The organism is Bradyrhizobium sp. 23 (genome assembly GCF_023073295.1).
In the GTDB taxonomy this organism is placed as follows: domain Bacteria; phylum Pseudomonadota; class Alphaproteobacteria; order Rhizobiales; family Xanthobacteraceae; genus Bradyrhizobium; species Bradyrhizobium canariense_D.
Genome location: NZ_JADPJF010000158.1, coordinates 41,381 through 64,609, shown reverse-complemented (window position 1 = coordinate 64,609; position 23,229 = coordinate 41,381). Strand labels below are relative to the sequence as shown.

General features: G+C 63.8%; 27 protein-coding genes and 4 pseudogenes. 10 read left to right on the top strand and 21 right to left on the bottom strand.

The annotated features are described in order from the left end of the window. The 7 genes and pseudogenes from IVB32_RS41370 to IVB32_RS41340 all read right to left on the bottom strand — a co-directional run. A pseudogene (locus tag IVB32_RS41370) lies at positions 1-180 on the bottom strand (DUF429 domain-containing protein); the annotation flags it as partial. Then, a pseudogene (locus IVB32_RS41365) lies at positions 135-495 on the bottom strand (carboxymuconolactone decarboxylase family protein). The pseudogenes IVB32_RS41370 and IVB32_RS41365, both read right to left, overlap by 46 nt. A 3-nt stretch (positions 496-498) precedes the next feature. Further along, the gene (locus IVB32_RS41360) at positions 499-1,020 is read right to left on the bottom strand and encodes a sigma-70 family RNA polymerase sigma factor (RefSeq protein ID WP_085352883.1); all 522 of its coding nucleotides are present in this window, start codon (positions 1,018-1,020) and stop codon (positions 499-501) included. Then, complete coding sequence (locus IVB32_RS41355; RefSeq protein WP_162496413.1) at positions 1,017-1,226, bottom strand: DUF2892 domain-containing protein; 210 nt, start codon at positions 1,224-1,226, stop codon at positions 1,017-1,019. Before IVB32_RS41355 ends, IVB32_RS41360 begins: the two co-directional genes overlap by 4 nt. Before the next feature lie 97 nt (positions 1,227-1,323). Continuing rightward, on the bottom strand, positions 1,324-2,508 hold the full coding sequence (locus tag IVB32_RS41350; protein ID WP_346658551.1) for a serine hydrolase domain-containing protein: 1,185 nt from the start codon (positions 2,506-2,508) through the stop codon (positions 1,324-1,326). Between the two features lie 74 nt (positions 2,509-2,582). Next, on the bottom strand, positions 2,583-3,275 hold the full coding sequence (locus IVB32_RS41345; RefSeq protein ID WP_085384875.1) for a GNAT family N-acetyltransferase: 693 nt from the start codon (positions 3,273-3,275) through the stop codon (positions 2,583-2,585). 4 nt (positions 3,276-3,279) lie between these two features. After that, positions 3,280-3,627 carry a Lin0512 family protein gene (locus tag IVB32_RS41340; protein WP_026233749.1) on the bottom strand — a complete coding sequence of 116 codons (348 nt, stop codon included), beginning with the start codon at positions 3,625-3,627 and terminating at the stop codon, positions 3,280-3,282. A 162-nt stretch (positions 3,628-3,789) separates the two neighbouring features. Between IVB32_RS41340 and IVB32_RS41335 the strand changes: the two genes are divergently transcribed. The 3 genes from IVB32_RS41335 to IVB32_RS41325 all read left to right on the top strand — a co-directional run bounded on the left by IVB32_RS41335 (position 3,790) and on the right by IVB32_RS41325 (position 5,534). Beyond that, positions 3,790-4,143 (top strand): MmcQ/YjbR family DNA-binding protein, encoded by a 354-nt coding sequence (locus tag IVB32_RS41335; RefSeq protein ID WP_085352880.1) that lies wholly within the window; start codon positions 3,790-3,792, stop codon positions 4,141-4,143. A 75-nt stretch (positions 4,144-4,218) separates the two neighbouring features. Next, positions 4,219-5,091 (top strand): bifunctional helix-turn-helix transcriptional regulator/GNAT family N-acetyltransferase, encoded by an 873-nt coding sequence (locus tag IVB32_RS41330; protein ID WP_204510969.1) that lies wholly within the window; start codon positions 4,219-4,221, stop codon positions 5,089-5,091. Positions 5,092-5,147: 56 nt separating this feature from the next. Beyond that, positions 5,148-5,534: an ester cyclase gene (locus IVB32_RS41325; protein WP_247297491.1), complete on the top strand. Its 387-nt coding sequence runs from the start codon at positions 5,148-5,150 to the stop codon at positions 5,532-5,534. Between the two features lie 22 nt (positions 5,535-5,556). Here the strand turns inward: IVB32_RS41325 and IVB32_RS41320 are convergent, their stop codons facing one another. Beyond that, the gene (locus IVB32_RS41320) at positions 5,557-6,777 is read right to left on the bottom strand and encodes an MFS transporter (RefSeq protein ID WP_204510967.1); all 1,221 of its coding nucleotides are present in this window, start codon (positions 6,775-6,777) and stop codon (positions 5,557-5,559) included. A 420-nt stretch (positions 6,778-7,197) separates the two neighbouring features. Here IVB32_RS41320 and IVB32_RS41315 point away from each other — a divergent pair, with 420 nt between their 5' ends. Then, complete coding sequence (locus IVB32_RS41315) at positions 7,198-7,659, top strand: cupin domain-containing protein (RefSeq protein ID WP_018459171.1); 462 nt, start codon at positions 7,198-7,200, stop codon at positions 7,657-7,659. 31 nt (positions 7,660-7,690) lie between these two features. On the opposite strand, the gene IVB32_RS41310 is transcribed toward IVB32_RS41315, so the two are convergent. Together IVB32_RS41310 and IVB32_RS41305 are read right to left on the bottom strand one after the other, a co-directional pair. Continuing rightward, positions 7,691-8,269, bottom strand: a complete 579-nt coding sequence (locus tag IVB32_RS41310; RefSeq protein ID WP_018459172.1) for a membrane protein — start codon at positions 8,267-8,269, stop codon at positions 7,691-7,693. A 105-nt stretch (positions 8,270-8,374) separates the two neighbouring features. Continuing rightward, complete coding sequence (locus IVB32_RS41305) at positions 8,375-8,959, bottom strand: TetR/AcrR family transcriptional regulator (protein ID WP_247297494.1); 585 nt, start codon at positions 8,957-8,959, stop codon at positions 8,375-8,377. Positions 8,960-9,035: 76 nt separating this feature from the next. Between IVB32_RS41305 and IVB32_RS41300 the strand changes: the two genes are divergently transcribed. After that, positions 9,036-9,533, top strand: a complete 498-nt coding sequence (locus IVB32_RS41300) for a peptide deformylase (RefSeq protein WP_085395946.1) — start codon at positions 9,036-9,038, stop codon at positions 9,531-9,533. A gap of 59 nt (positions 9,534-9,592) precedes the next feature. Continuing rightward, positions 9,593-9,874: pseudogene (locus tag IVB32_RS41295) on the top strand (GFA family protein); the annotation flags it as partial. Positions 9,875-10,235: 361 nt separating this feature from the next. Here the strand turns inward: IVB32_RS41295 and IVB32_RS41290 are convergent. Genes IVB32_RS41290 through IVB32_RS41280 form a run of 3 tightly spaced genes read right to left on the bottom strand, consistent with a single transcriptional unit; the run spans position 10,236 to position 12,114 of the window. After that, positions 10,236-10,598 carry a metalloregulator ArsR/SmtB family transcription factor gene (locus IVB32_RS41290; protein WP_018459176.1) on the bottom strand — a complete coding sequence of 121 codons (363 nt, stop codon included), beginning with the start codon at positions 10,596-10,598 and terminating at the stop codon, positions 10,236-10,238. Beyond that, positions 10,598-11,260, bottom strand: a complete 663-nt coding sequence (locus IVB32_RS41285) for an SRPBCC family protein (protein WP_247368455.1) — start codon at positions 11,258-11,260, stop codon at positions 10,598-10,600. The genes IVB32_RS41290 and IVB32_RS41285 overlap by 1 nt, the downstream gene beginning before the upstream one ends. Before the next feature lie 56 nt (positions 11,261-11,316). Then, the gene (locus tag IVB32_RS41280) at positions 11,317-12,114 is read right to left on the bottom strand and encodes a helix-turn-helix transcriptional regulator (RefSeq protein ID WP_247297497.1); all 798 of its coding nucleotides are present in this window, start codon (positions 12,112-12,114) and stop codon (positions 11,317-11,319) included. A 125-nt stretch (positions 12,115-12,239) separates the two neighbouring features. On the opposite strand from IVB32_RS41280, the gene IVB32_RS41275 reads away from it, so the two are divergent. Further along, the gene (locus IVB32_RS41275; protein ID WP_247297499.1) at positions 12,240-13,790 is read left to right on the top strand and encodes a carboxylesterase family protein; all 1,551 of its coding nucleotides are present in this window, start codon (positions 12,240-12,242) and stop codon (positions 13,788-13,790) included. 7 nt (positions 13,791-13,797) lie between these two features. Here the strand turns inward: IVB32_RS41275 and IVB32_RS41270 are convergent, their stop codons facing one another. Beyond that, on the bottom strand, positions 13,798-15,054 hold the full coding sequence (locus tag IVB32_RS41270) for a serine hydrolase (RefSeq protein WP_247297501.1): 1,257 nt from the start codon (positions 15,052-15,054) through the stop codon (positions 13,798-13,800). A gap of 237 nt (positions 15,055-15,291) precedes the next feature. On the opposite strand from IVB32_RS41270, the gene IVB32_RS41265 reads away from it, so the two are divergent. Then, positions 15,292-15,642, top strand: coding sequence for an ethanolamine utilization protein (locus tag IVB32_RS41265; protein ID WP_085395943.1), 351 nt, complete (start codon positions 15,292-15,294; stop codon positions 15,640-15,642). A gap of 90 nt (positions 15,643-15,732) precedes the next feature. Here IVB32_RS41265 and IVB32_RS41260 read toward each other — a convergent pair whose 3' ends face one another. Both IVB32_RS41260 and IVB32_RS41255 read right to left on the bottom strand, forming a co-directional pair. After that, positions 15,733-16,491 (bottom strand): SDR family oxidoreductase, encoded by a 759-nt coding sequence (locus IVB32_RS41260; RefSeq protein WP_085395942.1) that lies wholly within the window; start codon positions 16,489-16,491, stop codon positions 15,733-15,735. 167 nt (positions 16,492-16,658) lie between these two features. Next, on the bottom strand, positions 16,659-17,540 hold the full coding sequence (locus tag IVB32_RS41255) for an AraC family transcriptional regulator (protein WP_247297503.1): 882 nt from the start codon (positions 17,538-17,540) through the stop codon (positions 16,659-16,661). A gap of 364 nt (positions 17,541-17,904) precedes the next feature. On the opposite strand from IVB32_RS41255, the gene IVB32_RS41250 reads away from it, so the two are divergent. Next, positions 17,905-18,252 carry a hypothetical protein gene (locus IVB32_RS41250; RefSeq protein WP_085352869.1) on the top strand — a complete coding sequence of 116 codons (348 nt, stop codon included), beginning with the start codon at positions 17,905-17,907 and terminating at the stop codon, positions 18,250-18,252. Between the two features lie 91 nt (positions 18,253-18,343). Here the strand turns inward: IVB32_RS41250 and IVB32_RS41245 are convergent, their stop codons facing one another. The 4 genes and pseudogenes from IVB32_RS41245 to IVB32_RS41230 all read right to left on the bottom strand — a co-directional run bounded on the left by IVB32_RS41245 (position 18,344) and on the right by IVB32_RS41230 (position 21,186). Continuing rightward, the gene (locus tag IVB32_RS41245; RefSeq protein WP_085352868.1) at positions 18,344-18,910 is read right to left on the bottom strand and encodes a suppressor of fused domain protein; all 567 of its coding nucleotides are present in this window, start codon (positions 18,908-18,910) and stop codon (positions 18,344-18,346) included. 259 nt (positions 18,911-19,169) lie between these two features. Further along, positions 19,170-19,574: a nuclear transport factor 2 family protein gene (locus tag IVB32_RS41240; protein ID WP_204510960.1), complete on the bottom strand. Its 405-nt coding sequence runs from the start codon at positions 19,572-19,574 to the stop codon at positions 19,170-19,172. Positions 19,575-19,580: 6 nt separating this feature from the next. Continuing rightward, positions 19,581-20,471 (bottom strand): annotated as a pseudogene (locus tag IVB32_RS41235) (MBL fold metallo-hydrolase); the annotation flags it as partial. Positions 20,472-20,541: 70 nt separating this feature from the next. Beyond that, a complete protein-coding gene (locus IVB32_RS41230) occupies positions 20,542-21,186 on the bottom strand; it encodes a DsbA family protein (protein WP_247297507.1) in 645 nt (214 codons plus the stop codon). Positions 21,187-21,296: 110 nt separating this feature from the next. Here IVB32_RS41230 and IVB32_RS41225 point away from each other — a divergent pair, with 110 nt between their 5' ends. Continuing rightward, entirely contained in the window at positions 21,297-22,196 is a 900-nt protein-coding gene (locus IVB32_RS41225; protein ID WP_247368460.1) for a LysR family transcriptional regulator, read from the top strand. A gap of 15 nt (positions 22,197-22,211) precedes the next feature. Here the strand turns inward: IVB32_RS41225 and IVB32_RS41220 are convergent, their stop codons facing one another. Next, positions 22,212-23,114, bottom strand: a complete 903-nt coding sequence (locus tag IVB32_RS41220; protein ID WP_039800641.1) for an HNH endonuclease — start codon at positions 23,112-23,114, stop codon at positions 22,212-22,214. Between the last annotated feature and the right edge of the window lie 115 nt (positions 23,115-23,229).

Genomic DNA, 23,229 nt, shown 5'->3' with positions numbered 1-23,229 from the left:
ATTGGCTGCCGCCATATCGGCGAACGTCCAGAGATCGCGGCGGGCGCCGAGAAACACGGCGGGACCGACCAGCTCGCGTGCGCGCAAATCGCAGATGCGATAACCACTCCATTTCAATCCGATCGGCATGTCGATCATCGCCCGGGCATGCGGCAGCGCGAGCAGCCGCTCAAGACCCGGCCGAGCAGGCGCTGCGCCAGCAACGCGTGGCCGAGCGTGCCGCCGGCGCGAACCGCGGCCGCAATCAACGCGGCTTCCGCGACTTCTTCGCGCGTTGCACCGGCCTTCGCCGCCTGCGCAGTGTGCACGTCGAGGCAATAGGCGCATTGCGTGGTGAGCACGACTGCGAGCGAGATCAGCTCGCGATATTTTAGCGGGATCAATCCGTCCTTCGACCGCGTGGTTGAACGCAAGGAACGCGTTGGCCTCGACCGGCGCGAGCGCCACGAAGGCCGGGATAGATTTCAGGTCGTCACGGCTTTGATAATCGGTCATGGCTCATCTCGTCAGATATTCGCGCATCAGGGCGCGGGCGCGATGCAGACGTGCCTTCACGGTCTGCCGGGTCGCGCCGAGCGCGACGGCGATCTCGTCGATGGTCATTTCCTTGACGTCGCGCATCAGCGCGACGTCGCGGTAGTGCGGCGGCAGCGCCTCGAAGGCCGCCGCGATGTCGATCCGCAAATCGGCTTCAGGACGCGACAGCAGCAGCGCCTCTGCCTCTCCGTCGTCGATCGCCGGCGCGAGGCCTGCCTTGCGGGCAAGCCGCAGGCATTCGCGGCGGACCACACTGAACAGCCAGGCCGAAAACGCCAGCCACGAGCGGATCGTGCCGACATGGCGAAACAGGATCCACAGCGCCTCCTGCGTCGCATCCTCGGCGTCCGCCGAGCTGCGACAGGTGGCGCGGGCGTAGCGGCGGATGTTCGGTTGCGCCGTCTCGAGCAGAGACGCGATCGCCTGGGGATCGCCGAGGCGCGCGGCCTCGAACAGGTCCGGCGAGATCCCGGCCGCGCTCACGACGCGCCTCCTCTTCCGATGCCGGCCATCGCGCAAATCGGACAATAGCCGACGAGGCCGGTCAGTGCGAAGCCGGCGCCGCCGAGCGCAACCAGCCACGCCGCAGCGCCGGTAAGATACACGAATGCCGCGACCGCCACCGCGACGCCTAAGGCGATCCGCACGGCCTGATGCAGGCCGCCGATGTTCTTTCTGTAAAATGCCATCACATCCTCCGAGATGAGCCGAAGCAAAATGCCTCGATCGTCAAGAGAGGGCGCGACGACCGGAAAGGATTCGCGGCAACCTGCATTTTTTTCGCGATCAGCCTCCGACGGCCTGATAGGCCAGACGCTTGAACTCGAAGAAGAACGGATTCCAGAAGCCCATGTAGCGCTGCGTCATCAGCACACCGGCGGTATTGGCCTGCGGGCAGATCCACCAATGGGTGCCGGCGAGGCCGCCCCACTGGAATTCGCCGGTCGAATTCGGGGGATCGAACGGCATCGGCGCGAAGGTGACCGCGCCGCCGAGGCCAAAGCCCTTGCCGGGGATCGGGCCGAGATTGGCGAAGCGAATGTTCTCGCCGGCGGGCAGCTGGTTCGTCGTCATCTGCCGCAGCGTCTCCGGCTTCAGCAGAGCATCCGAGCCGGGAAGCAGCGCCTGTATCAAAGCGAGCATGTCGGGCAAGGTCGAGACCAGTCCGCCGCCGCCCGACAGCCGCGGGAACTGCCGCCGATAGGCCTGCGGATAAGGCAGGTCGTCGGCCCGGGCGAGGCCGGGCTTCATGGGATCGAGCACGTCCGCGCCGTTGTAGAGGGCGACCAGCCTGCCCTGCTGCGCGTCCGGCACGTGGAAGCCGGTGTCGGTCATGCCGAGCGGCTCGAAAATGCGCGCCTTGAGCACGGCGTCGAGCGGCTTGCCGGAGACGACCTCCACGACGCGCCCGAGGACGTCGGTCGCAACCGAATATTCCCAGGACGCGCCGGGATGAAAGGACAGCGGCAGATCGGCGAGCCGGTCGATCATGTCAGTCAGCGGCGTCAACGGATTGAGAACGCGTGCCTCGTTATAGCTTTTGAACAGCACCGTGCCGGGATCGAAGATGCCGTAGCTGAGGCCGGAGGTATGGGTCAGAAGCTGCCGGATCGTGATCGGGCTCTTCGCCGGTTCGACGTCGGCAAGGCTCAAAGCGCCCGGCTTCAGAACCTTGCGATTGCCGAGTTGCGGCAGGAATTTCTCGACAACGTCATCGAGCCCGATGCGGCCTTCCTCGGCCAGCAGCATGATCGCGCAGGTGACGAAGATCTTGGTATTGGAGAAGGCGCGAAAAATGTGATCGGGCCGCAGCGCGGTGCTGGTCTCGCGATCGGCGAAACCGACGCACTGCTGATCGACGACCTCGCGGCCCCGCAGCACCGCCCAGGATGCACCCGGAATGATCTCCTGATCGACGTAACGCTGCATTGCTGTCCGCGTGGCGGAAAAATCAGGTGTTCTGGCGTCCATGTGTTTCCCCAATGATGGTTGGGATCGATATAGCGTGAATTCGCCAGATATGAAGCCTGACCGGACGGCGCGGCTCATCTCTGCTTCATGAACGCAGTCACGTGCAGGCGGCGCCGAGTCCGCATCCCCTGCCGCTGGTACAGCGCGATGGCCGACGAGTTGCTCGAGAACACGTGCAGGAACGGAATTTCGCTGCGCGCCTCGATCTGCCGCGCGACCGCCGCCAGCAGCGCCTGCGCGTAGCCCCGCCCCCGATGATCAGGGTGGACGCAGACGGCCGTCATCTCGACGAAATTGCCCGGCTTCATGCGCTCGCCGGCCATCGCGACCAATTCGCCGCCGGCGCGGATGCCAAGAAACGTCCCGAGTTCGTGCGTGCGCCGCGCGAATGGACCGGGCTTCGTCAACTCCGTCAATGCCATCATGGCGGGAACGTCGGCTGCACCCAGCCGGACGATCTCGGCATCGCGAAGCGGGCTATCGGCCGGGGAGCCGATCATCTGCTCGCAGGGTCCGGCCAGCACGACCTTGAAACCGGCGGGAACGTCGACGGCCTCGGGTGTGAACAGCGCGGCGACCTGCGAGCCCGACAGGAGATTGCCGAGCTCGGCAAAGCTCGTCTCGGACATGTCGACCATGTCGGCAAAAGGCGTCACGTCCACCGGATAGCGCAGCGCTCCCGGGCCACCCTCGGCCAGATGTTTGTGGCTGGTCGTCAGCGCGCTCCAGATCGGGCGATCCAGTAGGGTCACGTCACCGTCGGACACCGGCCTAGTCCTTATCGAAGCTGACGATGACGGCGGCATTGGCGATGAGGATGGGGTCGTTACCCTGCTCCGCAGCCGAGGGAATCTCCAGCCCGCCCTTCACCGCGTTGACGGTGACGGTGCCGTAAGGCAGTTCCTTCGCGACCGCGTCCTTGTCGACGGCTTCGGGATTCGGCACCGCGATCGTGACGTCGACGAACATGTCGTTCGCAGTCTTGTCGATCATCCGGAAGAAGCCGAGGCTCGAATGCCTGATGGCATCAGAAACGGCACGCTTCGCCGCCTTGGTGGCGTCCCTGCCGTGCACGTCGACGCCCATCCCCATCTCGGTGATACAGCGAATGCGAGCCATGACCTTATTCCTGTGACTGATTGAGTGATGTGGAGTGTGGGGGATCGGACGGCACGATACAAGTGGGGTCGTTCCTCTCGTATCGCGGACGCGGTGCGGCACGCAGAGGCGCTCCATCGTTGCGGCGTTGCAAGCCGCGTACGCTGTGCTATCGCTTAGGCGATGACTCCCAAAACTTTCGAAACCCGCTGCCTGCGCCTGCCCGCCGTCACCAAGGTGGTGCAGTGGGAGGGTACCTCCGTGTTCAAGGTCGGCGGCAAGATGTTCGCACTCGGCGGCGGCTTTGCCGCGCGCTCCGGCGGCTACATGTTCAAGGTCTCGAACATGGCCTATGCCATGCTGATCGAGCACGGCCTTGCGCGGCCGGCGCCCTATCTGGCGCGCGCCAAATGGGTGCAACTCGTCGGCAACAACGCGCTGCCGGACGCCGAGCTCACGGCCTATCTGGCGCAGGCGCACGCGCTGATCGCGGCGAAACTCACGCGGAAATCCCGCAAGGTCCTGGGCCTGGATTGAAGCGCAGTTCGCTGGTGAAGCGAAAACGTGCACTGATTGACTTCGATGATATGTCTGACTAAAGTCAGATATATCATGCTTGACCCTGTTTCCCGCGTCCGCCGCTTCAATCGTGCCGTCACGTCCGCTGTCGGCGCGCTCGACACGTCATTCCTGGGACGCGGGCGGCCACTGGGGGCGGCGCGCGTGCTCAACGCGATCGGGCATGGACGTTCGGACGTGGCCGAGATTCGCGACTATCTCGGCCTCGATTCCGGCCTGATGAGCCGCCTCCTCCGCTGCCTCGAGGACGAAGGGCTGGTCGAGACCAATGCGCATGAGGACGATGCGCGCCGTCGCGTCGCGACGTTGACGCGTGCGGGCCGGCGCGAGTTCGCGGCCTACGAGGCGCTGTCGAATACGCAGGCCGAGGGCTTCCTCGCCCAACATGCGCAACGCGAGGCGCTGCTGGCGGCGATGGATTTGGTTGCTTCCGCGCTGACGCGCGAGCGCGTCACGCTGGACGAGATGGACCCGCGGAGCGAACAGGCGCGCTATTGCCTCGGCGAATATTATGGCGAGCTCGGCCGCCGCTTCAAGCAGGGGTTCGACGTCTCGCTGTCGCGCGATCCCGACGCCAAGGATATGCGCCGCCCGCGCGGCACGTTCATCGTCGCGATGTCGGACACGCTACCGGTCGGCTGCGTCGGGCTCAAGGGCACCGATCACGGCTATGCCGAGATCAAGCGGCTGTGGGTCGCACCGGCGGCGCGCGGATTGCGGCTCGGCCGGCGCCTGATGGACATGACCGAGAACGCCGCGCGCGGGCTCGGCATCAAGCTATTGCGGCTCGACACCAACAGCGCCTTGGCGGAAGCCGGCCAGCTCTACCGACGAAGCGGCTGGAGCGAGATCCCCCGCTTCAATGACGATCCCTACCCGGACCTGTTCTTCGAAAAACGTCTGTGAGCGCCTGCGCCTTTTCTCTCGTTGCCGCGTTAGGGCCGGAGCCGCAGGAGCACGCCATGACCAGGTCCGACCTCGCCGACATCTACCGCGACTACATCGCCTGCCTGAACCGGCAGGATTGGCCCGCCCTCGGACAGTTCGTCCACGATGATGTCGCCCACAATGCGCGACCGTTCGGACTGTCCGGCTATCGTGCCATGCTGGAGCAGGATTTTCGCACAATTCCGGATCTGCATTTCAACATCGAGCTGCTGGTCTGCGATCCGCCCCATATCGCCGCCCGGCTGAAGTTCGATTGCACACCGGCTGGAACGTTTCTGGGGCTGGATGTGAACGGCAGGCGCATGTCCTTCTGTGAAAACGTGTTCTATCAATTTCACGACGGAAAAATACGGCACGTGTGGTCCATCATCGACAAGCCCGCGATCGAGGCGCAGCTCTAGCGCTGTGCCTCGATGAACTTGCTTACGCCGCCGCCGGCGCCAAATCCGCGCGCGGCTTCGGGAACGGCTTGAAATTCATCGCCATCAGGAAGGCGCCGAGGCCCATCGCCCAGGAGGCGATATAGAGCCAAGCGTAGCTCGAGAACGCATCGTAGATCAGGCCGCCGGCGAGCGGGCCCGTGGCCATGCCGAGACTGCCGGCCATGGCGGTGCCGCCGATCACCGTGCCCATCATCTTGAGCGGGAAATTTTCGCGGATCAGCACCGCGTAGAGCGGCATGGTGCCGGCATAAATGAAGCCGAAGACGGCCCCGACGGCGTAGAACGTCGCAAGCTGGTGCGCGAAGACATAGGCGAGTGCGCCGAACGCCTGCAACAGCAGGCCCGAGACGAGCACGCGCTTGGCGCCGAAGCGGTCACCCATCAGGCCGAAGGCAATGCGTCCGCCAAGGCCGGCAAAGCCTTCGATGCTGTAGATCGTCACCGCCGCGACCAGCGGGATGCCGCAGCTCACGGCATAGGAGACGGTGTGGATGATCGGGCCGGAATGGGTGGCGCAGCAGAAGAAATTGGTCGCGAGCAGGATCAGGAATTGCGGCGAGCGCAGCGCCTCTCCCATCGACATCTCACCTTGCACGGCGCCCTCGCCCGCAGGCGCGGCCACGGCGTGCGCGAGCGCCGGCGGGCGGCGCACCAGGAACGAGACCGGGATCATGATGGCGCCGACCACCAGCGCCACGATCTGCATCGAGGTGCGCCAGTCATGGCCGGAGACGAGCCAGGCCGCGAGCGGCGCCATCGTCATCGGCGCCATGCCCATGCCGGCCGACACCAGCGAGACCGCGAGGCTGCGATGGGTGTCGAACCAGCCGGTCACGGTCGCCATCATCGGCGCGAAGATCGCCGCACAGGACGCTCCGACCAGAAGCCCGAAGACGAACTGAAACGCCAGCAGCGAGGTGGCGTGACTCGCCGCGAACAGGCTCACGGTCAGCACCGTCGATCCCGTCAGCACCACCAGCCGCGGCCCGAACCGGTCCGTCAACGTGCCCCAGACCATGCTGGTGCAGGCCATTGCCAGAAAGCCGATCGTCATGGCGCTGGAGATGCCGGTCACGGACCAGCCGGTGTCCTTTGCGATCGGCTGCAGGAATACCGGCAGCGAAAACATGCCGCCGATGGCGACGCAGCCGAGCAAGCCGCCCGCGGCGACGATCACCCAGCGATAGGAGGAAGCGTTCATTTTGGTCTCCCGTCAGATCTGTCTGGGTGGAAGACGAATGGGAACATGGTGGGCCGACAGGCCGACGCAAGTTTTTGCGGCACGCTTTTGTGACCTGCCAAACAAAAAACGCGAAAACAACCCCATGCACAGTAGCGGGGCGCTGTCGGATCAAGGACTTACAGCGCAGCTCTTTGCAGTGCGAAGGAAGACCCGCCGTTTGACTCGTCGGGCAAAACACCTGCATGATGGCATCATCCCGCCGCTATTGAATTCGTCCCGTCGCAAACGCGATCGTCCGCCTCCTCGCGCGCCATCCGGCCTTGCCGTGCGGAACTGGCCGTGCGGATGCGGCGAAATCCGTGACCGGGTTCGACGACGCGCCTGGCGCTCCGCGATGTGCCAGGCCACGCAACGCTAGAGAACTGCAGGGAAATGCTTATGCCGAAAATCGACATCGCTGCCGTACCCGCCCGCAAGGGCGCCGGCTACCCCGCGCCCTTCGATGCACCTTGCGCCGATCGGGTCCGGCAGCGGCTCGGCAATGCCGGAGGCTTGTCCGATTTCGGCGTCAACCTGATGCGCTTGCCGCCCGGCAACTGGTCGAGCCAGCGGCATTGGCACTCGCATGAGGACGAATTCGTCTATGTCCTCGAAGGCGAAGTGACGCTGATCGAGGACAAATGCGAGATCGTGCTCCGCGCCGGTGACTGCGCCGCCTTCGCGAAAAACAGCGGCAACGGCCATCACTTGATCAACCGTTCGAGCGCCATCGCCCTCTATCTCGAAGTCGGCTCTCGCTCGCCCGACGATCTCACGATTTGCTCCGACATCGACATGATGAGCGCCAACTCCGACGGCCGATTCGTGCACAAGGACGGCACGCCCTATCCGGACGGGTGAGCGTCCGCGACAAGGCTTGAATGGCAAGGCTTCAAACAGCCGCGCTACGCCGCCACTCGCCGACCGTGAGCCAGACCGCCGAGACCAGGAAGTAGAGCGCACCGACTGCAGCATAGCCCGCGACATTCGCGATCGAGGGAATCGCGGGCATCGTGGCCTGAAAGATGAAGAAGCCGCCTGCGAGAGCCGACTGGCCCCCGCTGAGCACCATGGCCCATTGCGCGCCAAAACTCCGCCAGCGCTGGATGGCCGTTCCGAGTTGGAGCAATCCCGACAGGATCGCCCATGCCCCGAAGATTCCGAGCACCCGGTTCATGCTCATCTGCAAGGTCACAAGCACCGCGACGGTGGTCGCCAGGCTGACCACAACGTTCAGAGCCTGCGGGCGGCTTTGAGCGAGTCCGCCGCTGCGAACCGCGTCCGCGAAGTTGGCAGCGGCGTCCCATGCGGGATAGAGGACGAGCAAGGCGCCGGCGATCACTGGAGAAGAAGCCCCGGCGGCAAACGCAGCAGCGACCCAGGCAACCGAGAACGCCGCTCGCACGAAGTAATATTGCTTCAGCCATCGCTCGCGGTCGCAATGAACCGGATTCAATTGATATCGCGCCATCGCAGTCTCTCCTATACCTACTAGTTGGTAGTTTTCTTACACACAACGAAACCGTCCTCGATCCAGCCCACTTGCTGGCTATCGTCATCGTCTCGCCGATGTCTCTCAGTGCTTGTTGGACAGCCGGTCCAGCAGCGGGGTGGTAATCACACCGAACATCTTTGGATCGCCATAGGCACGCGCCGACAGCATGGCGCCGTGAATGGTCGCCATGAATCCTTCGGCCTCGACGCGGGCTGTGCCGGAGAGTTTGAGTTGCCCTTTCCGCTTGCCACGCTCCATGACGGCCGTCAGCCAGGAAGCCAAGGAGCGGAAGTGCGCACGGACTTCGAGCGCAACCTCCTCCGGCAGGATCGGAAGCTCGCTGGCCAGCAGCGCGCACACGCAGAACGGCGCTGTCGCATCATTGATGCACGCCTTCCAGTACGCGACATAGTTTTCGAGCTGGTCGCGCGGATCAGGGACATTGCGCTCGAGCGCGGACAGTCCCGCCTCGGCTTCGGCGCGGTAGCGCGACACGAGCGTGCGGACCAGATCGACCTTGCTGGCGAAATGATGGTGGATGCTCGGCTTGCGGATACCGACCACCTCGGCCACGTCGGCGTAGCTGAAACCATTGTAGCCGCCCGCGATGATCAAGCTGCGCGCGCAGGCCAGGATGTCGTCGGCTGTCGAGGAAACGTTGGTCATGGTCCCTAGCTACCTTCCAGTTGGTAGGGCGTCAAGAACGGGATGCTTCAACCATCCGTGAGTGCTAGGAGCTTGCATGACCATTCGCCCGATCGTCCGCTATCCCGACCGCCGGCTCGCGATGCCGGCTCACCCCGTCACCGCGTTCGACGATGCGCTCCGCGAGCTTGCAAATGATCTGCTCGAGACCATGCGCGCCGCGCCCGGCATCGGCATCACGGCGCCGCATGTCGGCGTGCCCTTGCGCGTCGTCGTGCTCGAGCTCGACGCCAGGGACGGTGCACAGACCTATGTCAATCCGGAGATCGAATGGGCCTCACCCGAGATGATCCTGCATCGCGAAGGCAGCGTCTCGATGCCCGGCGTCAACGACGAGGTCCAGCGCCACGCCCGCGTGCGGATCAGCTATCGGGATCTCGACGGCAGCATGCACAAAGAGGAGTCGGAAGCCTTGCGTGCTGTCTGCCACCAGCACGAGATCGACCAGCTCGACGGCATGTTCTGGATCCAGCGCCTGTCGCGGCTGAAGCGGGAGCGGCTGGTGAAGAGGTTCGAGAAGATGTCGCGCGAGTGAGCGGGCCGGCAAATATCCGGCTTCTGTGAAATCGCGCCGGCCCGTTGGGAGGGAGACGAATGACATATTCAGGTCGTTGTGCCTGCGGCGCGGTTTGTTACACCATTGCGTCCGCGCCGATCCGCGGCTTCCAATGCCAGTGCAGCGACTGTCAGCGCGATACCGGCAGCGGCCACAGCTCCATCTTCGTGTTCGCGCGCAGCGCAGTCGCGGTGACAGGCGAGGTGCGCGAAATCGAGCGCACTGCCGTCAGCGGCGCGGTCAAGCGCAAAGGGTTCTGTCCGAACTGCGGCTCGCCTATCTACAACAAGCCGGACGAGAAGCCGGACTTAATCGGCATCTATGTCGGCACGCTGGACGATGCCAGCACGTTCAAACCGTCCGTCGTGCTGTTCTGCTCGCGCGGATATGCCTGGGATCACCTCGATCCCGAGATTCCCAAACTCCCGGATGGCACCCGGGATCGCGCTGATTTCTTGCAGATTGGGGGACAGCCAATGGCGATGAGCTTCGAGCTATCGATGCTGCCCGCCGCAATCGTCTGGGGCTTTGTACAGCTCGTCGCCGCCGCGCAGGCCGCGAACCTGCAGTACGGCCTCAGATGGGCCGCCAGCCCGGGCGACACCGAGATGCCGCCGCTCAAGCCCATCCCCCGCCGGGCAAAGAACGGAAACGTCTCCATGAGGCGTGGCCGCGATGCCTTCACGCCCGCTTCCCGCTCCGCTTGCTCATTGGCGCGTTACGACGCTCGCGTTTGCCGCGCGCGATTTCCGTCGCCAGCGCATCCAGCTTCGGCTCCCAGAAATTGCGGAACTGACCGATCCATGCATCCACCGCTTGGAGGCCCGCAGCATCGACCGAATAGAGCCGTCTTTGCGCCTCCGCCCGAACCGTCGCGAAGCCGCTCTCGCGCAGCACCTTGAGGTGCTGCGACACGGCGGCCTGCGTGATCCCGAACTCCGCTCCGATCACTTCGACGACCTCGCCGGACGCCATCTCGCCGGGCGCAAGCAGCTCGAGGATGCGACGGCGGACGGGGTCGGCAAGGACCTCGAAGATTTGCATCAGCTTCCTGTGCCCGGATGCGCCACGTCGGGCGGCGTCTCGCCGCGATAGAAAGCGATGGTACGGTCCGACCGCTGTTTCGCGGACGCAGGATCCACGCCGCTTGCGACATGCGCTGCGCGCCAATACTCGCCGCTGCTCGTCATGAATTCCTTGCCCGCGGGAGAGCCCATCCATGCCTCGGCCGTCTCATGGTCGACCGATGCCCCGGTCGCAACATATCGCTCCAGCCCGGCAATGGCGAGATCCCAGCCGATCCCGACTGCCCCTGGACCGAACTGATTCCAATGATCCTCGATCATCGCGGTGTGCTCGAGCGTCAGCCGCGCCTGGCTTCGTTCTGCGGTCAGCTTGACGTCGATCCAGCTCATCGCGCCGCCGAATTCCCAGGTCGCCGCAAAATGGGTCGGCGGCGTACATGCCGTGATGGTCCCGCCTGCATTCCCCTTGAGCTGGTATTTTCCGCCGAGCCGGAGATCTCCCCCGACCGGAAAGAACCAGCGCGGAATGCGTTGCTCGCTGGTCACTGCGTCCCAGAGATCGTCGACGCTGGTCTCGTAAAGCCGCGTCAGTGTCACCGCACTGGCTGCCTTCCCGTCCTTCTCGAAATTCCTCACCGAACGCGTAACCAGCCCTAATACCCTGACGACGTCGATCTCCATGGCGCTCCTCCTTGTCGTTTCGTGCCAGGATTAATATCGGTCGACGCTAATATAAGTCAATTCTTATATTCAGGGAAAATACCGCTCAGATATTTCCCTGGTGGTTTCCCGAGCGCCTTCTTGAACATGGTGATGAAGGCCGCGACGGAGTCGTAGCCGAGATCGGCGGACACCTGCTGCACGCTCGCGCCGGACGTCAGCTCCCGCAAGGCGACGATCAGGTGCAATTGCTGGCGCCACCGCCCGAAGCTTAAGCCCGTCTCCCTGACCACGAGACGCGCGAGGCTGCTCTCGCTCAGCGCGACGCGATCGGCCCATTCGGCCAGCGTCCTGCGATCGGAAGGGTTTTTCGCCAGCGCCGCGGCAATCTTCTTCAACCGCGGCTCGGGCGAGAGCGGCAGATGCAGCTGCTGAACCGGCATGCGGGGAAGCTCGCGCAGCAGGACGCTCGCCAGAAGCTCCACCCTCGCCTCGTCATCCGCGATCTGATTGGCCAGCTCGACGATCACTTCACGCAGCAGTGGGGAGATCGAAAGCGTGCAGCACCGATCCGGCAGGTCCACGACCTCAGGCTCGATGTAGACGAAAACCAGCCGGGCGTTTTCCGTCGCGAGGTTGCTGTGCTGCATGCCTCCTGGAATCCACACCGCGCAATGCGGCGGCACCATCCACAGACCGGTGGGAACGCGGCACGTCACGGCGCCGCCCAGCGCAAAGACAAGTTGCCCCTTGCGGTGCCTGTGATCGGGCACCTCGTCCTTGGTCCCGATCACGTCGACGCGCACGGCGATAACGGGCGCGGAGACATCATCCACATCAAGATCAGGCCATGGAAAACGGAGCGGCTGCCGCATGTTGCCGGTTTTTAGAAATTGATTGGCAGAACATCTAAATCGAGCGAAGAGGAATGTCGATAGGGTGCCGCCTGAACCTGCCCGGGGGCGTCCGGGCGCCGCCCACGCTATCGAAAGAAACGGCCATGCATGGTTTCACGAGTACGACAGCAGCCGGGCTGCAACGCGTGGTCCGCACGCAAGCGGGGGCCGTGCGTGGCGGCCCGCGCGATGCAAGCGGCGTGATCGCGTTCAAAGGCATTCCCTACGCAGCACCGCCGGTCGGGCCTCTGCGTTGGTGCGCTCCGCAGCCCCCGGAGTCCTGGGATGGCGTGCGCGATGCGCTTGTGTTCGGCGCGGGGTGTCTATCGGCGCTCGAAAACGACCCGCGGCCGGGACCGCGCGACGAGGATTGCCTCTATCTCAACATCTGGACCGCGGCGAAGCACGCGGATGAGAAGCGGCCCGTGATGGTGTGGATTCACGGCGGCGGCTTTCAGTTCGGCTCCTCGGCGAATCCCGCAACCGATGGCAACGCGCTAGCAGCGAAAGGTGTCGTCGTCGTCAGCTTCAACTACCGCCTCGGCATCTTAGGCTTCTTCGCCCACCCCGATCTCGACGCGGAGGCGCCTTCAGGCAATTACGGCCTGCAGGATCAACTGGCGGCGCTGCGCTGGGTCAAGGCCAACATCGCCGGCTTCGGAGGCGACCCCGAGAACGTCACCGTGTTCGGCGAATCCGCCGGCGCCATGGCCGTCGGAATCCTGATCGCCTCGCCGCTCGCGCACGGACTGTTTCACAAGGCCATAGGACAGAGCGGCGCGTTCTGGGATGGCAAACACGGCCCGCTTCAGGGCTTTGAAGAAGCCCGCGCGCGTGGTCTCGCTTTTGCCCGGCAGCAGGACAACGCGTCGATCGCAGCTTTGCGCAGCATGCCGGCCGATTCGTTGAATGCAGCCGCGCCGTGGAGTTTCAGGACCAGCCCGGTCGTGACGGCCTTCTCGCCGAGTATCGATGGTCTTGTCGTTCCTGATGTGCCCGCGCGGCGCTTCCGGCGCGGCGAACAGATGCACATCCCGCTGCTGGCGGGCTGGAATGCGGCCGAGGAATTTCCTTTCCGTTCGCAGTCACTCCCCGATCAATCGGCACAAGTCTTTCTCGCCGCGGCCGAGGCGATGTTCGGGAAGGAGCGCATGACCGATTTCTTGAAGGTCTATCCCGCGGCGACCGATGCGGAGGCCAGGACTTCCGCGGCGGCGCTCACGGGCGACATCGTGGTCGGCGAGCAATGCTGGCAGTGGCTGCGTCTGCATCGGCGCGGGGGACGAGCGCCGGTCTACGGCTATCACTTCAGCTATACCTCGCACTACACGCCGATCGCCTCGCACGTGACTGAAATTCCGTTCGTGTTCGGCACACTCACTCCGCAACAGGTGATCGGCAGCTCGGCACCGCCGGCCGAAGAGGACCGCGCTCTGGCGCGGACCATGATGGCCTATTGGGTGAATTTCGCAGCGCACGGCGATCCCAACGGATCAGGCCTGCCACCCTGGCCCACCTATGACGAGAACGACGTCGTGCAGATCCTGGGCACACCGATCGAAGCCCGTCCCAATCCGCAAGCCGCCCGGTTCCGCTTCCTCGCCAGTTTCAGGCAGGACGGCATTTTGCCGATGCGCTGGCGGGAGCTGCCATAGGCGTACCTCACCCGCCCGCCATCAGCTCCTTCGCCAGCGCCATGTAGGCAGGCAGCGTCACGGGATCGTTGGCGGCGTTGCCCGCGGCGGGGTGCGAGGCGTAGCGCGCGATCACCATCTCGGCCTTGGGATCGATATAGATGCCCTGGCCGTGAACGCCACGCGCCATATAGGCGCCGTGGGCGTTGTGCGTGACCCACCATTGATTGCGATAGGAGGCACCTGTTAGCGTGGTGTAGCCAGCCGGCTTGAATTTTTCGGGATCGCCGCCGCGCGCGATGTCCTCGACGACAGATGAAGGCACGATCTGCCGGCCGTTGAAGCGGCCGTGATTGCGCATGGTCTCGCCGAATCGGGCGAGATCGCGCAAGCAGGTCGACAGGCCGCCGCCGCCGCTTTCGGTGCCGATGCGATCGACGTGGTAATGCGCGTCTTCCTCCGCGCCCATCGGCTGCCAGATGCGCTCGGAGAGCAGATCGGACAACGTCATGCCGCTGACGCGCCGGATGATCCAGGCCAGCACGTCTGTGTTGACGGTCTTGTAGGCAAAGACCTTGCCGTGCTCGCCCTGCTTCTTTTGCCCGACCAGGAAATCGAAGATGGTGGTCGCACCGTCATAGTCGGGTGGAATCGGCGCCATGCCGTTGGCGCGCCGCAGTCCCCACACATGCGAGTTCTTGTCGGTGTAGATTTCGGTGTATTCGAGCCCGGTGGTCATATCCATGACCTCGTGCACGCGCGCGTCGCCGAACGCGCTCGCCTTCAGCTCCGGCACATAGTCCGTGACGGGCGCCTGCGGATCGATCTTGCCCTCGGCGACCAGAATGCCGGCGAGCAAGCCGGTGAACGACTTCGTCACCGACATCGCGATATGCGGCTTGTGCGGCTTCAACGCGCCGAAATAGCGCTCATAGATCAGCTTGCCCCGATGCAGCACGGCGATGCCGTCGGTGTAGGTTTCCTCGAGCATCTTCGCGAACGTCATGGGCCGCCTGTCCATGGTGGTCGAGGCCGACGCACCGATGTCGTGGTCTTCCCGCGGCAACACCGATGCAGGCCCCGCCCCGCGCCAGACATTCACGGTCGGCACCAGCTGGCGGATGTTGCTCCATGCCCAGCGTAGCTCGGGGAAGCTGCGGAACGAACCATCCTGGAAGCTGATGGTGCGGTCCGGAGACGGCGGGAAGCCTTTCATCCAGCCGAGTGTTTCGGGATCGGTTTCGGCGGAGGTTGCGGGCGACTGACTCGGCGCGGTGGCAGACATGAACATTGGCTCCGGAAGCGAACGACGGGGGTTTCGTATCATGGAGACGCGTGGCGAACATCCAGTGTTTGCGCCGAGGCGACCGTCGCCGTGGGCTGGGCACCAATCGTCTCCTGCGCGCCAGCCATCGTCGCACCATCTGCGTCAAACGGTCCCGCAAGGCGCGCTGAACAAAACACTTGCCTGAGGCTTCTATCGTCCTCAACCCGCCCACTTTGAAAAGACGGACGACATCTCATGCAAGTTCGCAAGTTTGCCATCTCGGACGCAACGCTCGAGCGTTCGCCCGGCCAGGATGGCGACATATTCGTCGGCAACGTGATCGACCAGCGTCACGGCGCGCCGATCACCATCGGCTACGGCCGCTACGCGCCGAACCAGATCCTCGACGAGACAATCGCCGTCGACGACGTGATGATCGTGCTCGAAGGGAAGCTCTCGGTGTCGAGCAACGCCGGCACCGTGACCGCCGGTCCGGGCGAGACCGTCCACATGCCCAAGGGCACGCAGGTCACCATTCGCTCGCATGAGCAAGGCGCCGTCACCGCCTATGTCACCTATCCGCACTGGCAGGAGGCGCACGGGTGAAGCAGGCCTTTCGCGCACTGCGCGCCCCGCTATCAATTGGCTCGATCGACGGCGCAGAGCCCCGTCGATCGGGCCCGAGCGGATTCGTGGTCAGGTCAGGCGGACCGACATGCCGCCGTCAACCGTCATGGGGCTGCCCGTCATGAACGATGCCCGGTCGCTCAGGAGAAAAACCGCCGCCTGCGCGATCTCCTTGGGACTGGCCATCCGCTTCATCGGGTGGAGCCCGGCGATGAAATTCAGGGCGTCGGGATTTCCTTCGCCCGCCGCCGGGGTGATGGTCCCTCCAGGCAGAAGCGCGTTGACGCGAATGCCTTCGGCCGCATGCTCGGCGCCCAGTGATTGAGCCAGGCCGATCAGTCCTGCCTTTGAGGCTGCGTACGCCGCCATTCCCGGCAGGCCCCCGTTGCTGAAGCCAACGAAGGACGAGGTGAAAACGATCGAACCGCCGCCCTGCTTGCGCAGTGCCGGGATCTGCGCCTTCGCGCTGAGGAACGCCGAGGTGAGATTCACCGCAAGCACATCGGTCCAGTTTTCGACGCTCATCTCGGGGACTGGCGTCATCTCGCCGACAATGCCGGCATTGTTGAAAGCGCCGTCGAGCTTTCCGAAAGTCTTGACGGCGTGCTCGACAAGGCGGGCTGCATAGCCGGTGTCCCGAACATCCCCGGCGAGAAACGTCGCGCGCCCTCCGGCGCTCTTGATGCTTGCAACAACGGCCTGCAGCTCGGGGCCGCGACGCGCCCCGAGCACCACATCGGCGCCTTCGGACGCGAACAACGATGCTGCGGCAGCACCGATACCGCTGCTGGCGCCGGTTACGATGATCGTCTTGTTTGCCAGTTCCACCGTGAGACTCTCCTGATGTCAAAAAGGAGCCGAACAAGACATCAGGCACCAGCGAGCTGCCACCCGTTTCCCGAGTTGAACGCGGGATCACATCGTGGCGGTATTGATCCGCGAATGGCGGCCTGCCGGTCTCCGCGATCGGAGTGACAGGCCGCCGTCAGCAGACGCTACTTCAGCGGCAAGAAAACGTCCGCGACCGTCTCGTGCTCCGGCACCTCCGGGAACAGGCTCAGCCGCTGGCAATAGATCGGGAAGTCGCGCGCTTCTTCGCCGCTGGCGGGAAGCCAGTCGCGATAAAGGAAGAGCGCGGCCGGCTCGAGATTGTCGGTGTAGCCGACGACGCGCAGCACCGCGCAGCGTCCGCCGGGGATCTCGCTGGCCTTGATTTCTTCGCCGTTCGCCACGATCGCTTGTGCGGTCCCGACGCAAAGGTCCACGCTGTAATCGGCGGGTGATGCAGGCCGCCGCTCGGAACGCCAGACATTGAAGGTCGGACTTGTGCTGGGGTGCAGGTGAGCCGCCTTGCGCCACGCGATGAAGCGCTGGATTGTGGCGGGAAGCGTCGCCGGGTCGCCGCGATGCTCCATGATCGCCACCGGTGTCGGGGGCACATCGCGGATCGTCACGTCGTCAGTGGTAAGGGTCTTCTGCATGAGCTTGCTCCTCGCATTGTCGAGAGGCCCTAAGGCCGCAAGCCACGGCTCCCAGTCGGGAGACTTCCGGAACGACGACGGAGATTGCCCGAACCGTTGCCGAAAGGCGCGGGCGAAGGCATCCGGTGCGTCGTAACCGGCATCCATCGCAACATCCGTGACATCAAGGGCGTCCATATAGGCCAGCTGGTGCGAAGCGCGCTTCATGCGGGCCAGCTGGACATAGCGATGCACAGATAATCCGAAGGTTGCCGAGAACTGCCGGTGGAAATGAAATTTCGAGAAGGCGGCAACAGCGCTTAAGCCGTCCAGGTCCAGATCTCCGTCGAGATGCCGGTCGATATGGTCCAGCACTCGTCGCATGCGGTCCTGATAGTTTTGCAGCGCCGCCTTCATCGTCCCTCCTCCGTGGCGGCGCCATCTAGTCGCTGACGGCCATGACACGCTCGACCGATCTTGCGGTTTGGCACGGATCGCTAGCCCGGATGGAGCTACGTCCGGCAACTGGTTTCCTCAGGGAAGACCACACCGATTGCAAGCACCTTCCTCTACGCGTTAGACTGTCGGCCCCCCTTCACCCACAAAGTGGGCGTTCCCCTTCAAGATGTCAGTACGGATGAACTGCCTTCCTCTGCACGAACTGGCGCCCGACTTCGAACGCTTCATCCGCGATCTCGAGGACTTCAATCGTGGCTGATGCGGTCACCGGCCATCCGGGCTGCGGCTTCAGGGAAATCTCATTCGCAAACGGAATCCAAGCATGACTGCAACTCTATCCATCGTCGTCCTGGCTGCCGAGCTCCTCATCAGCGCGTTGGGCGCGTTCGTATCAATTGCCGCGCTTGGCTTCGCGGGAGAGGTCACGCGATCCAGGGATTTGACCGCCTTTGGCTGGGTTTTGGGGGCGCTCTACTTCGTTGTCACCTTTACACCCCTCGTCGCAACCGCATGGGTGGCACACAGAAGGTTTGTTTCAGACAAAGCGTTCCCGGTGCTCGAAGTCATTTCGTCGCCGTACCTGGTCCCGGTGGTGCTGTGGGTTGGCGCAGCGATTTTCTGCATTGGGCTGTTGGCATTTCAAAACGGTGCGGGGCTGGCGCCGCGGTAGGGAGACGCGAAGCGATACCCATCGGGCCGAATGCCATCAGCATCCTCCAGGCGAAGCGCAGGCGTCCACGAAGATAGCGGCGGTCAGGGTATCAAAGAGCGCTGGGACGATCGATGTCAAACACGTCGATCTGTCGGTCCTGGAGCAGATCCTCCAGCGCTTCGGGCCCGTTCGCCAGCGCGTAGTCCCGCTCGGCGTCGGAAATAGGCAGTACCTGCAGCCAGGCGACGGACTTGGCCGAGAAGGACTGTGTTTCCAGGTCCCACACGAACGGAGAGATGAGCATGGCGTGCTTCATCTCGCGCCCTTCGCCATACAGTTCCAGGGCTCGCGGAATGACGACGCCGGGCAAGGGTGTGATCTCGCCCTTCTTGATGCTGAAAGCGCAAGTCGCGATCATGTTGGCGCCCTCGGCCGTCGCCAGAGCCAGCAGAATCTCGACGCCCAGGGCCTTGCCGCCAGACGTCAGGCCGGTTTTTGCGTCAGAGAGCGCGAGGCTGGCATAAGTGGAAACGCCTCCTGCCGGCACGTCCTTGATGATCATGATGTCGACGTCACTGACGTGGGCGTCATCCCAATATTTCGTAACCGTCGGTGAACCCTGCGTAACATCTCTCAGATAGCGGGCGAGAGATTTGTTGTCTTCCGAAACCGCCATGGCTCCTCACGTCAAAAATCCAAGGTCGTCGGCAGTCATATCTTCAACACCATGACTGCGAGCATACGATCGCCGCTCTGGCCTGTCGTGGGACCTCGGTATAGACGGGGCCGGCGGTCATATCCATGACCACGTTCTGGCGCGCGGTGGACTTCCTCGGCCAGGCACAATTCCATCAAGATCTAGCAGACGCCGGAACGAAAAAGGGGAGCCCGCATGTCGCGGGCTCCCCCTCCTGCATTCCGACGTGATGCGGCTGTTACCGGCCGGCAGGCTCCAATGCCTTTTGCACCATCGCGGTGTCGACATATTGGGTCATGCTGGCGATCTTGCCGTCCTTCACCAGATAGAGATGCGCGAAATTGGCGCGCATGGACTTGCCCGTCGCCTTGTAGGTCCCGGAGTAGACGCCGAAGGCGGCGACGCGGTCGCCGTCTTCGAGATAGGTGTGAACATCGGCGCGGTAGCCGGTCCATTCGATGGCGAGACGCCGGAACACGCCTGATATGATCGCCTCGGCCCCGACATAGGTGCCCGCGTATGGAAACCCTTCCGCTTCGGTCCATGCGGCATCGGGAGCGAGAGCGGCCAGCAAGTTGCGGCCGTTCTCTTCCGACGATGATCCCTCATAGGTGGCGCGGATCAGGTCGAGGTTCGCCCCCATCTCATCCCACTTCATCTCGCCGGTGGCGACCTTGGCGCCGATGTCGAGCGCAACGCCCATGCCGAGGCCGGGGAAGCGCGCTTCCATCGCCGCCTTGAGCGCCGCCGAATCCTTGGTTTTGGCCAACTCTTCGTCGAACGCCTTGAGGTAGGCGATGGTGTGCTCGACACCGGACAGGTCGGTCTTCGCATCCGCCGACAAATGGCCGGGCACGACGATCGCCGGCTTGCGCGCCGCGATCATTTCGAGATTGGCGATCCAGGCGGCGCGCTGCTCCCTGGTCGGCGTGTCGGCGGTCCAGACATGGACGCCGGAGAAGATCAGCACGCCGCCGAACACCGCGTTGAGCGAGGGTACGAACAGATAGCGCCGGTTGGCCAGGCCGTCGGCGCTGACGATCTCGATGGTCTCGCCGTCGACGCTGAGCGTCTTGCCGTCGAACGCTTCGGGGATGACCACATCGGCCAGCACCTGCGGGCCGTTCGCCTTGAGTTGCGGCCCCCAGACGGCAAGCTTCTTTTCGACGCTGGCGTGAATGGCCGCCAATGTCGCTGGCGACGCGAGCACGCGGGCCTCGGGGAAGACAGCCTTGATCGCGCCGAGGCTGAAATAATAATCCGGGTCCGACTGGCTGATATAGATGGTGGTGAGCTTCTTGCCGGTGGCCTTGATGGCGTCGGCGACAGCCTTGCCATCGGACAGCGTGAAGCCGCCATCGATCAGCACGGCTTCGCTTGGCCCGGACACCAGAACGGGCGCCCGGAAGAAGCCGTTCTGTCCGGCCGGAAAATGCTTCCAGGCGAGCCCGCCCGCGGCATGGCCGAGGCCTGCGGGTGCGAAGACGGCGGCGGCGCCCGCGGCGAGAGTGGTTTTCATGATGGTTCTCCTTGTCGGCATGTTGGTCTCCTGGTGCTAGTCTGCGATTGGGAAATTCACACTGATCGTCCGGTCGTGTTGACCGCTGCGCTCAGGCCGCCTTCAGTCCGTCGATCAGGACGTTCAGGCTGCCGAACAGGGCGCTTGCCTGCACGAGGCGGCGGTCATCGCCCGCCCCGACGATGAGGGCCGGGACGCCGCTTGCACCGAACCGGCGCATCTCGGCACGCGCGGCCTCGAGGCGTGCGCGATACGCGGCGATCAACGCGGCGTCGGGGCTCGCCAGGCGCGCGGCAACCTCCGGCAAATTCATCGCGCGCAGCACATCCGACAGAACGGAGATGTCCGTGCTGTCGCGGCCCTCGACATAGCGGACGAGCTGGAAGGCCTTCAGCGCCGCGAACTCCCGATCAGGCGCCGTGAGCGCGACAGCCGTGAGCGCCAGTGTCGCCGGACCGGAATCGAACAGGCGCGTACGGTCGCCCAGCACATCGCGGCGATAGGCTTCGCTGAAGGGCTGGCCGCTCAAGCGCGAAATCCGCTGGTCGTTGCTCCAGGCATAAGCGGCAAAGCCGTCGTCCATCGGACGGGCGCCCTCGCCGGCGAACAGACCTGTCGGCGCAAGTTCGACAGCGAAATCCGGACAGGTCACGAGCTGTTCGAGCAGCGTGGCGGCGCCGTAGCACCAGCCGCAGAGCGGATCGAACAGGTAGGTGATTTGAATGGGCGCGGACATGGCGATCTCCTTGAACCGCAATGTGGCACGCGCACATTGGTAGATAAATATCAACAAAACAGACATAATGTATGGTATTGACTGACAATAAATCTGACCGGACAGAGCCCATGAACCTGAACCGACTGGCCTACTTCGCAGCCGTCGTGGACAGCGGATCGTTCACGCGGGCCGCCGAACGGCTCGGCATCACCAAGGCCGTGGTGAGCCAGCAGGTGGCGCAGCTGGAGCGCGATCTCAGCACCAGCCTGCTCGTGCGCACGACGCGCCGGGTTCATCCGACCGAGGCGGGCCGCATGTTTCATTCGCGCTGCGTCATGATCCTGCGCGAAGCGGAGGATGCCTTCGACGAGCTCGCTCAGGCAGCCGCCGCGCCGACCGGCACCTTGCGGATCACGGCGCCCGACGACTACGGCACCGCCGTCGTCATCGCCGTCGTCACGGCCTACGCGGCACGCTATCCCCACTGCCGCGTGGAGTTGACGCTCGAAGATCAGACGGTCGACCTCGCCTCAGGCCAGATCGACATGGCGATCCGTGTGGGGTGGCTGGTCGATTCCAGCCTGCAGGCGCGCAAGATCGGATCGTTCCGGCAATGTCTGGTCGGCGCTCCCGCATTCGCGGATCGGATCGCCGCCGCGCGCGATCCCGACGAATTGGTGACGCTACCGTTCATCGCCAACATGGCGCTGCGCGAGCCGTTGCTGTGGCAGTTCTCGCGCGGTGATCTCGATCGATGCGCCGTGCGCCTGCAGGCGAGCATCGCCATCGACACGACGCCGGGGGTGCTCGCAGCGGTGCTCGCCGGCGGCGGCCTTTCGGTGCTGCCGGATTTCCTGGTGGCCGACGATCTCGCGGCGGGCCGCCTCATCCACATCCTGCCGCAATGGCAACTGCCATCCGGCGGCATCCACACGGTCTACCCCGCAGCCCGCTTCCGCCCGCCGAAGGTGACCGCGTTTGTGGAGATGCTGATTGCGGCTCAGCGGCGGGCGGGTACGAGCGCATGAGCCGTATGGTTTTGCTTATTGCTTGAAACAATGCTCGCGGTGCCACTTTAAGAAGTGCGGATGTGGCCGATCTGACGCACGACGCGGCGCAAGAGCGCGCCCCGTCTTGTTGATGATCGATTGCACTCCCTCCAGATCGTTTGTCTGGCGCGAGATCAATATCTCCAGATCGTCCGCGAAGCTGATGAGACCACGATCAAACATCCAATGTGCGGTACCCGAAAGAGCAACGCCATTGCTGATGATGTCCGGCCCGTTTGCCTCGACGGAGCGTATGTGAGCCGCCGCGACCTCCGCGCGCCCCATTCCATTGATGAGCTTGAGGCCGGTGACGGCGCAACGCTCTTCATAGGCACGCAGCACGATGCGGCGGAAAACTCGATCACGCAGGACTTTCGAGATCGTTACGCTAACACGGTCGCGCTGCTGCTCAACCGCGAATGGCACCTGCGGCTGGTCGTTAAGATCGAGCGATGGAAGGTCGCCGTCGCGCCGCGGCAGCAGCGGCGCGTTCTCCGCGAAACCAAGCTCGCATATTCTATTGAAATCGTCGGGAGAGATTGGGCGGACTGCGGACTGAGCGCGTCCTGAAATCCGCCCCTGTTCGTTAAGAACACCGCGCTCTACTGGACCCGTCGGTCCGTTGAATGGGACTGAATTGGCAAAATCGAGATAGCTTCCCGGTTCCATTAAAGCGAGATACATCCCGGAAGTACCGGGATCGGGAAGAACCTGCTGAACCCGAGCAATTGCAAAGTAACCGCGCGTTTCAGCAACCTTGCTCGGTTCGTAATATACTATCCAATCGCCGATGCAGGCTTCAACGCGATGAAGATATTGACTGGGAAATTGGTACTGCTCAGCGGGGCTGTCGTCGTAGATCGAGTCCAATCGATGGATGAATACCCCAAACCCCATGACCTAAGCGGCGCTGCCTCTCCAGGAAACAACACCCAGCGATGCTGGATCAATAGCAGTCACAACCCTACTCCCACTCGATTGTTTCGGAAGCACGATAACGCATTGATCTGTC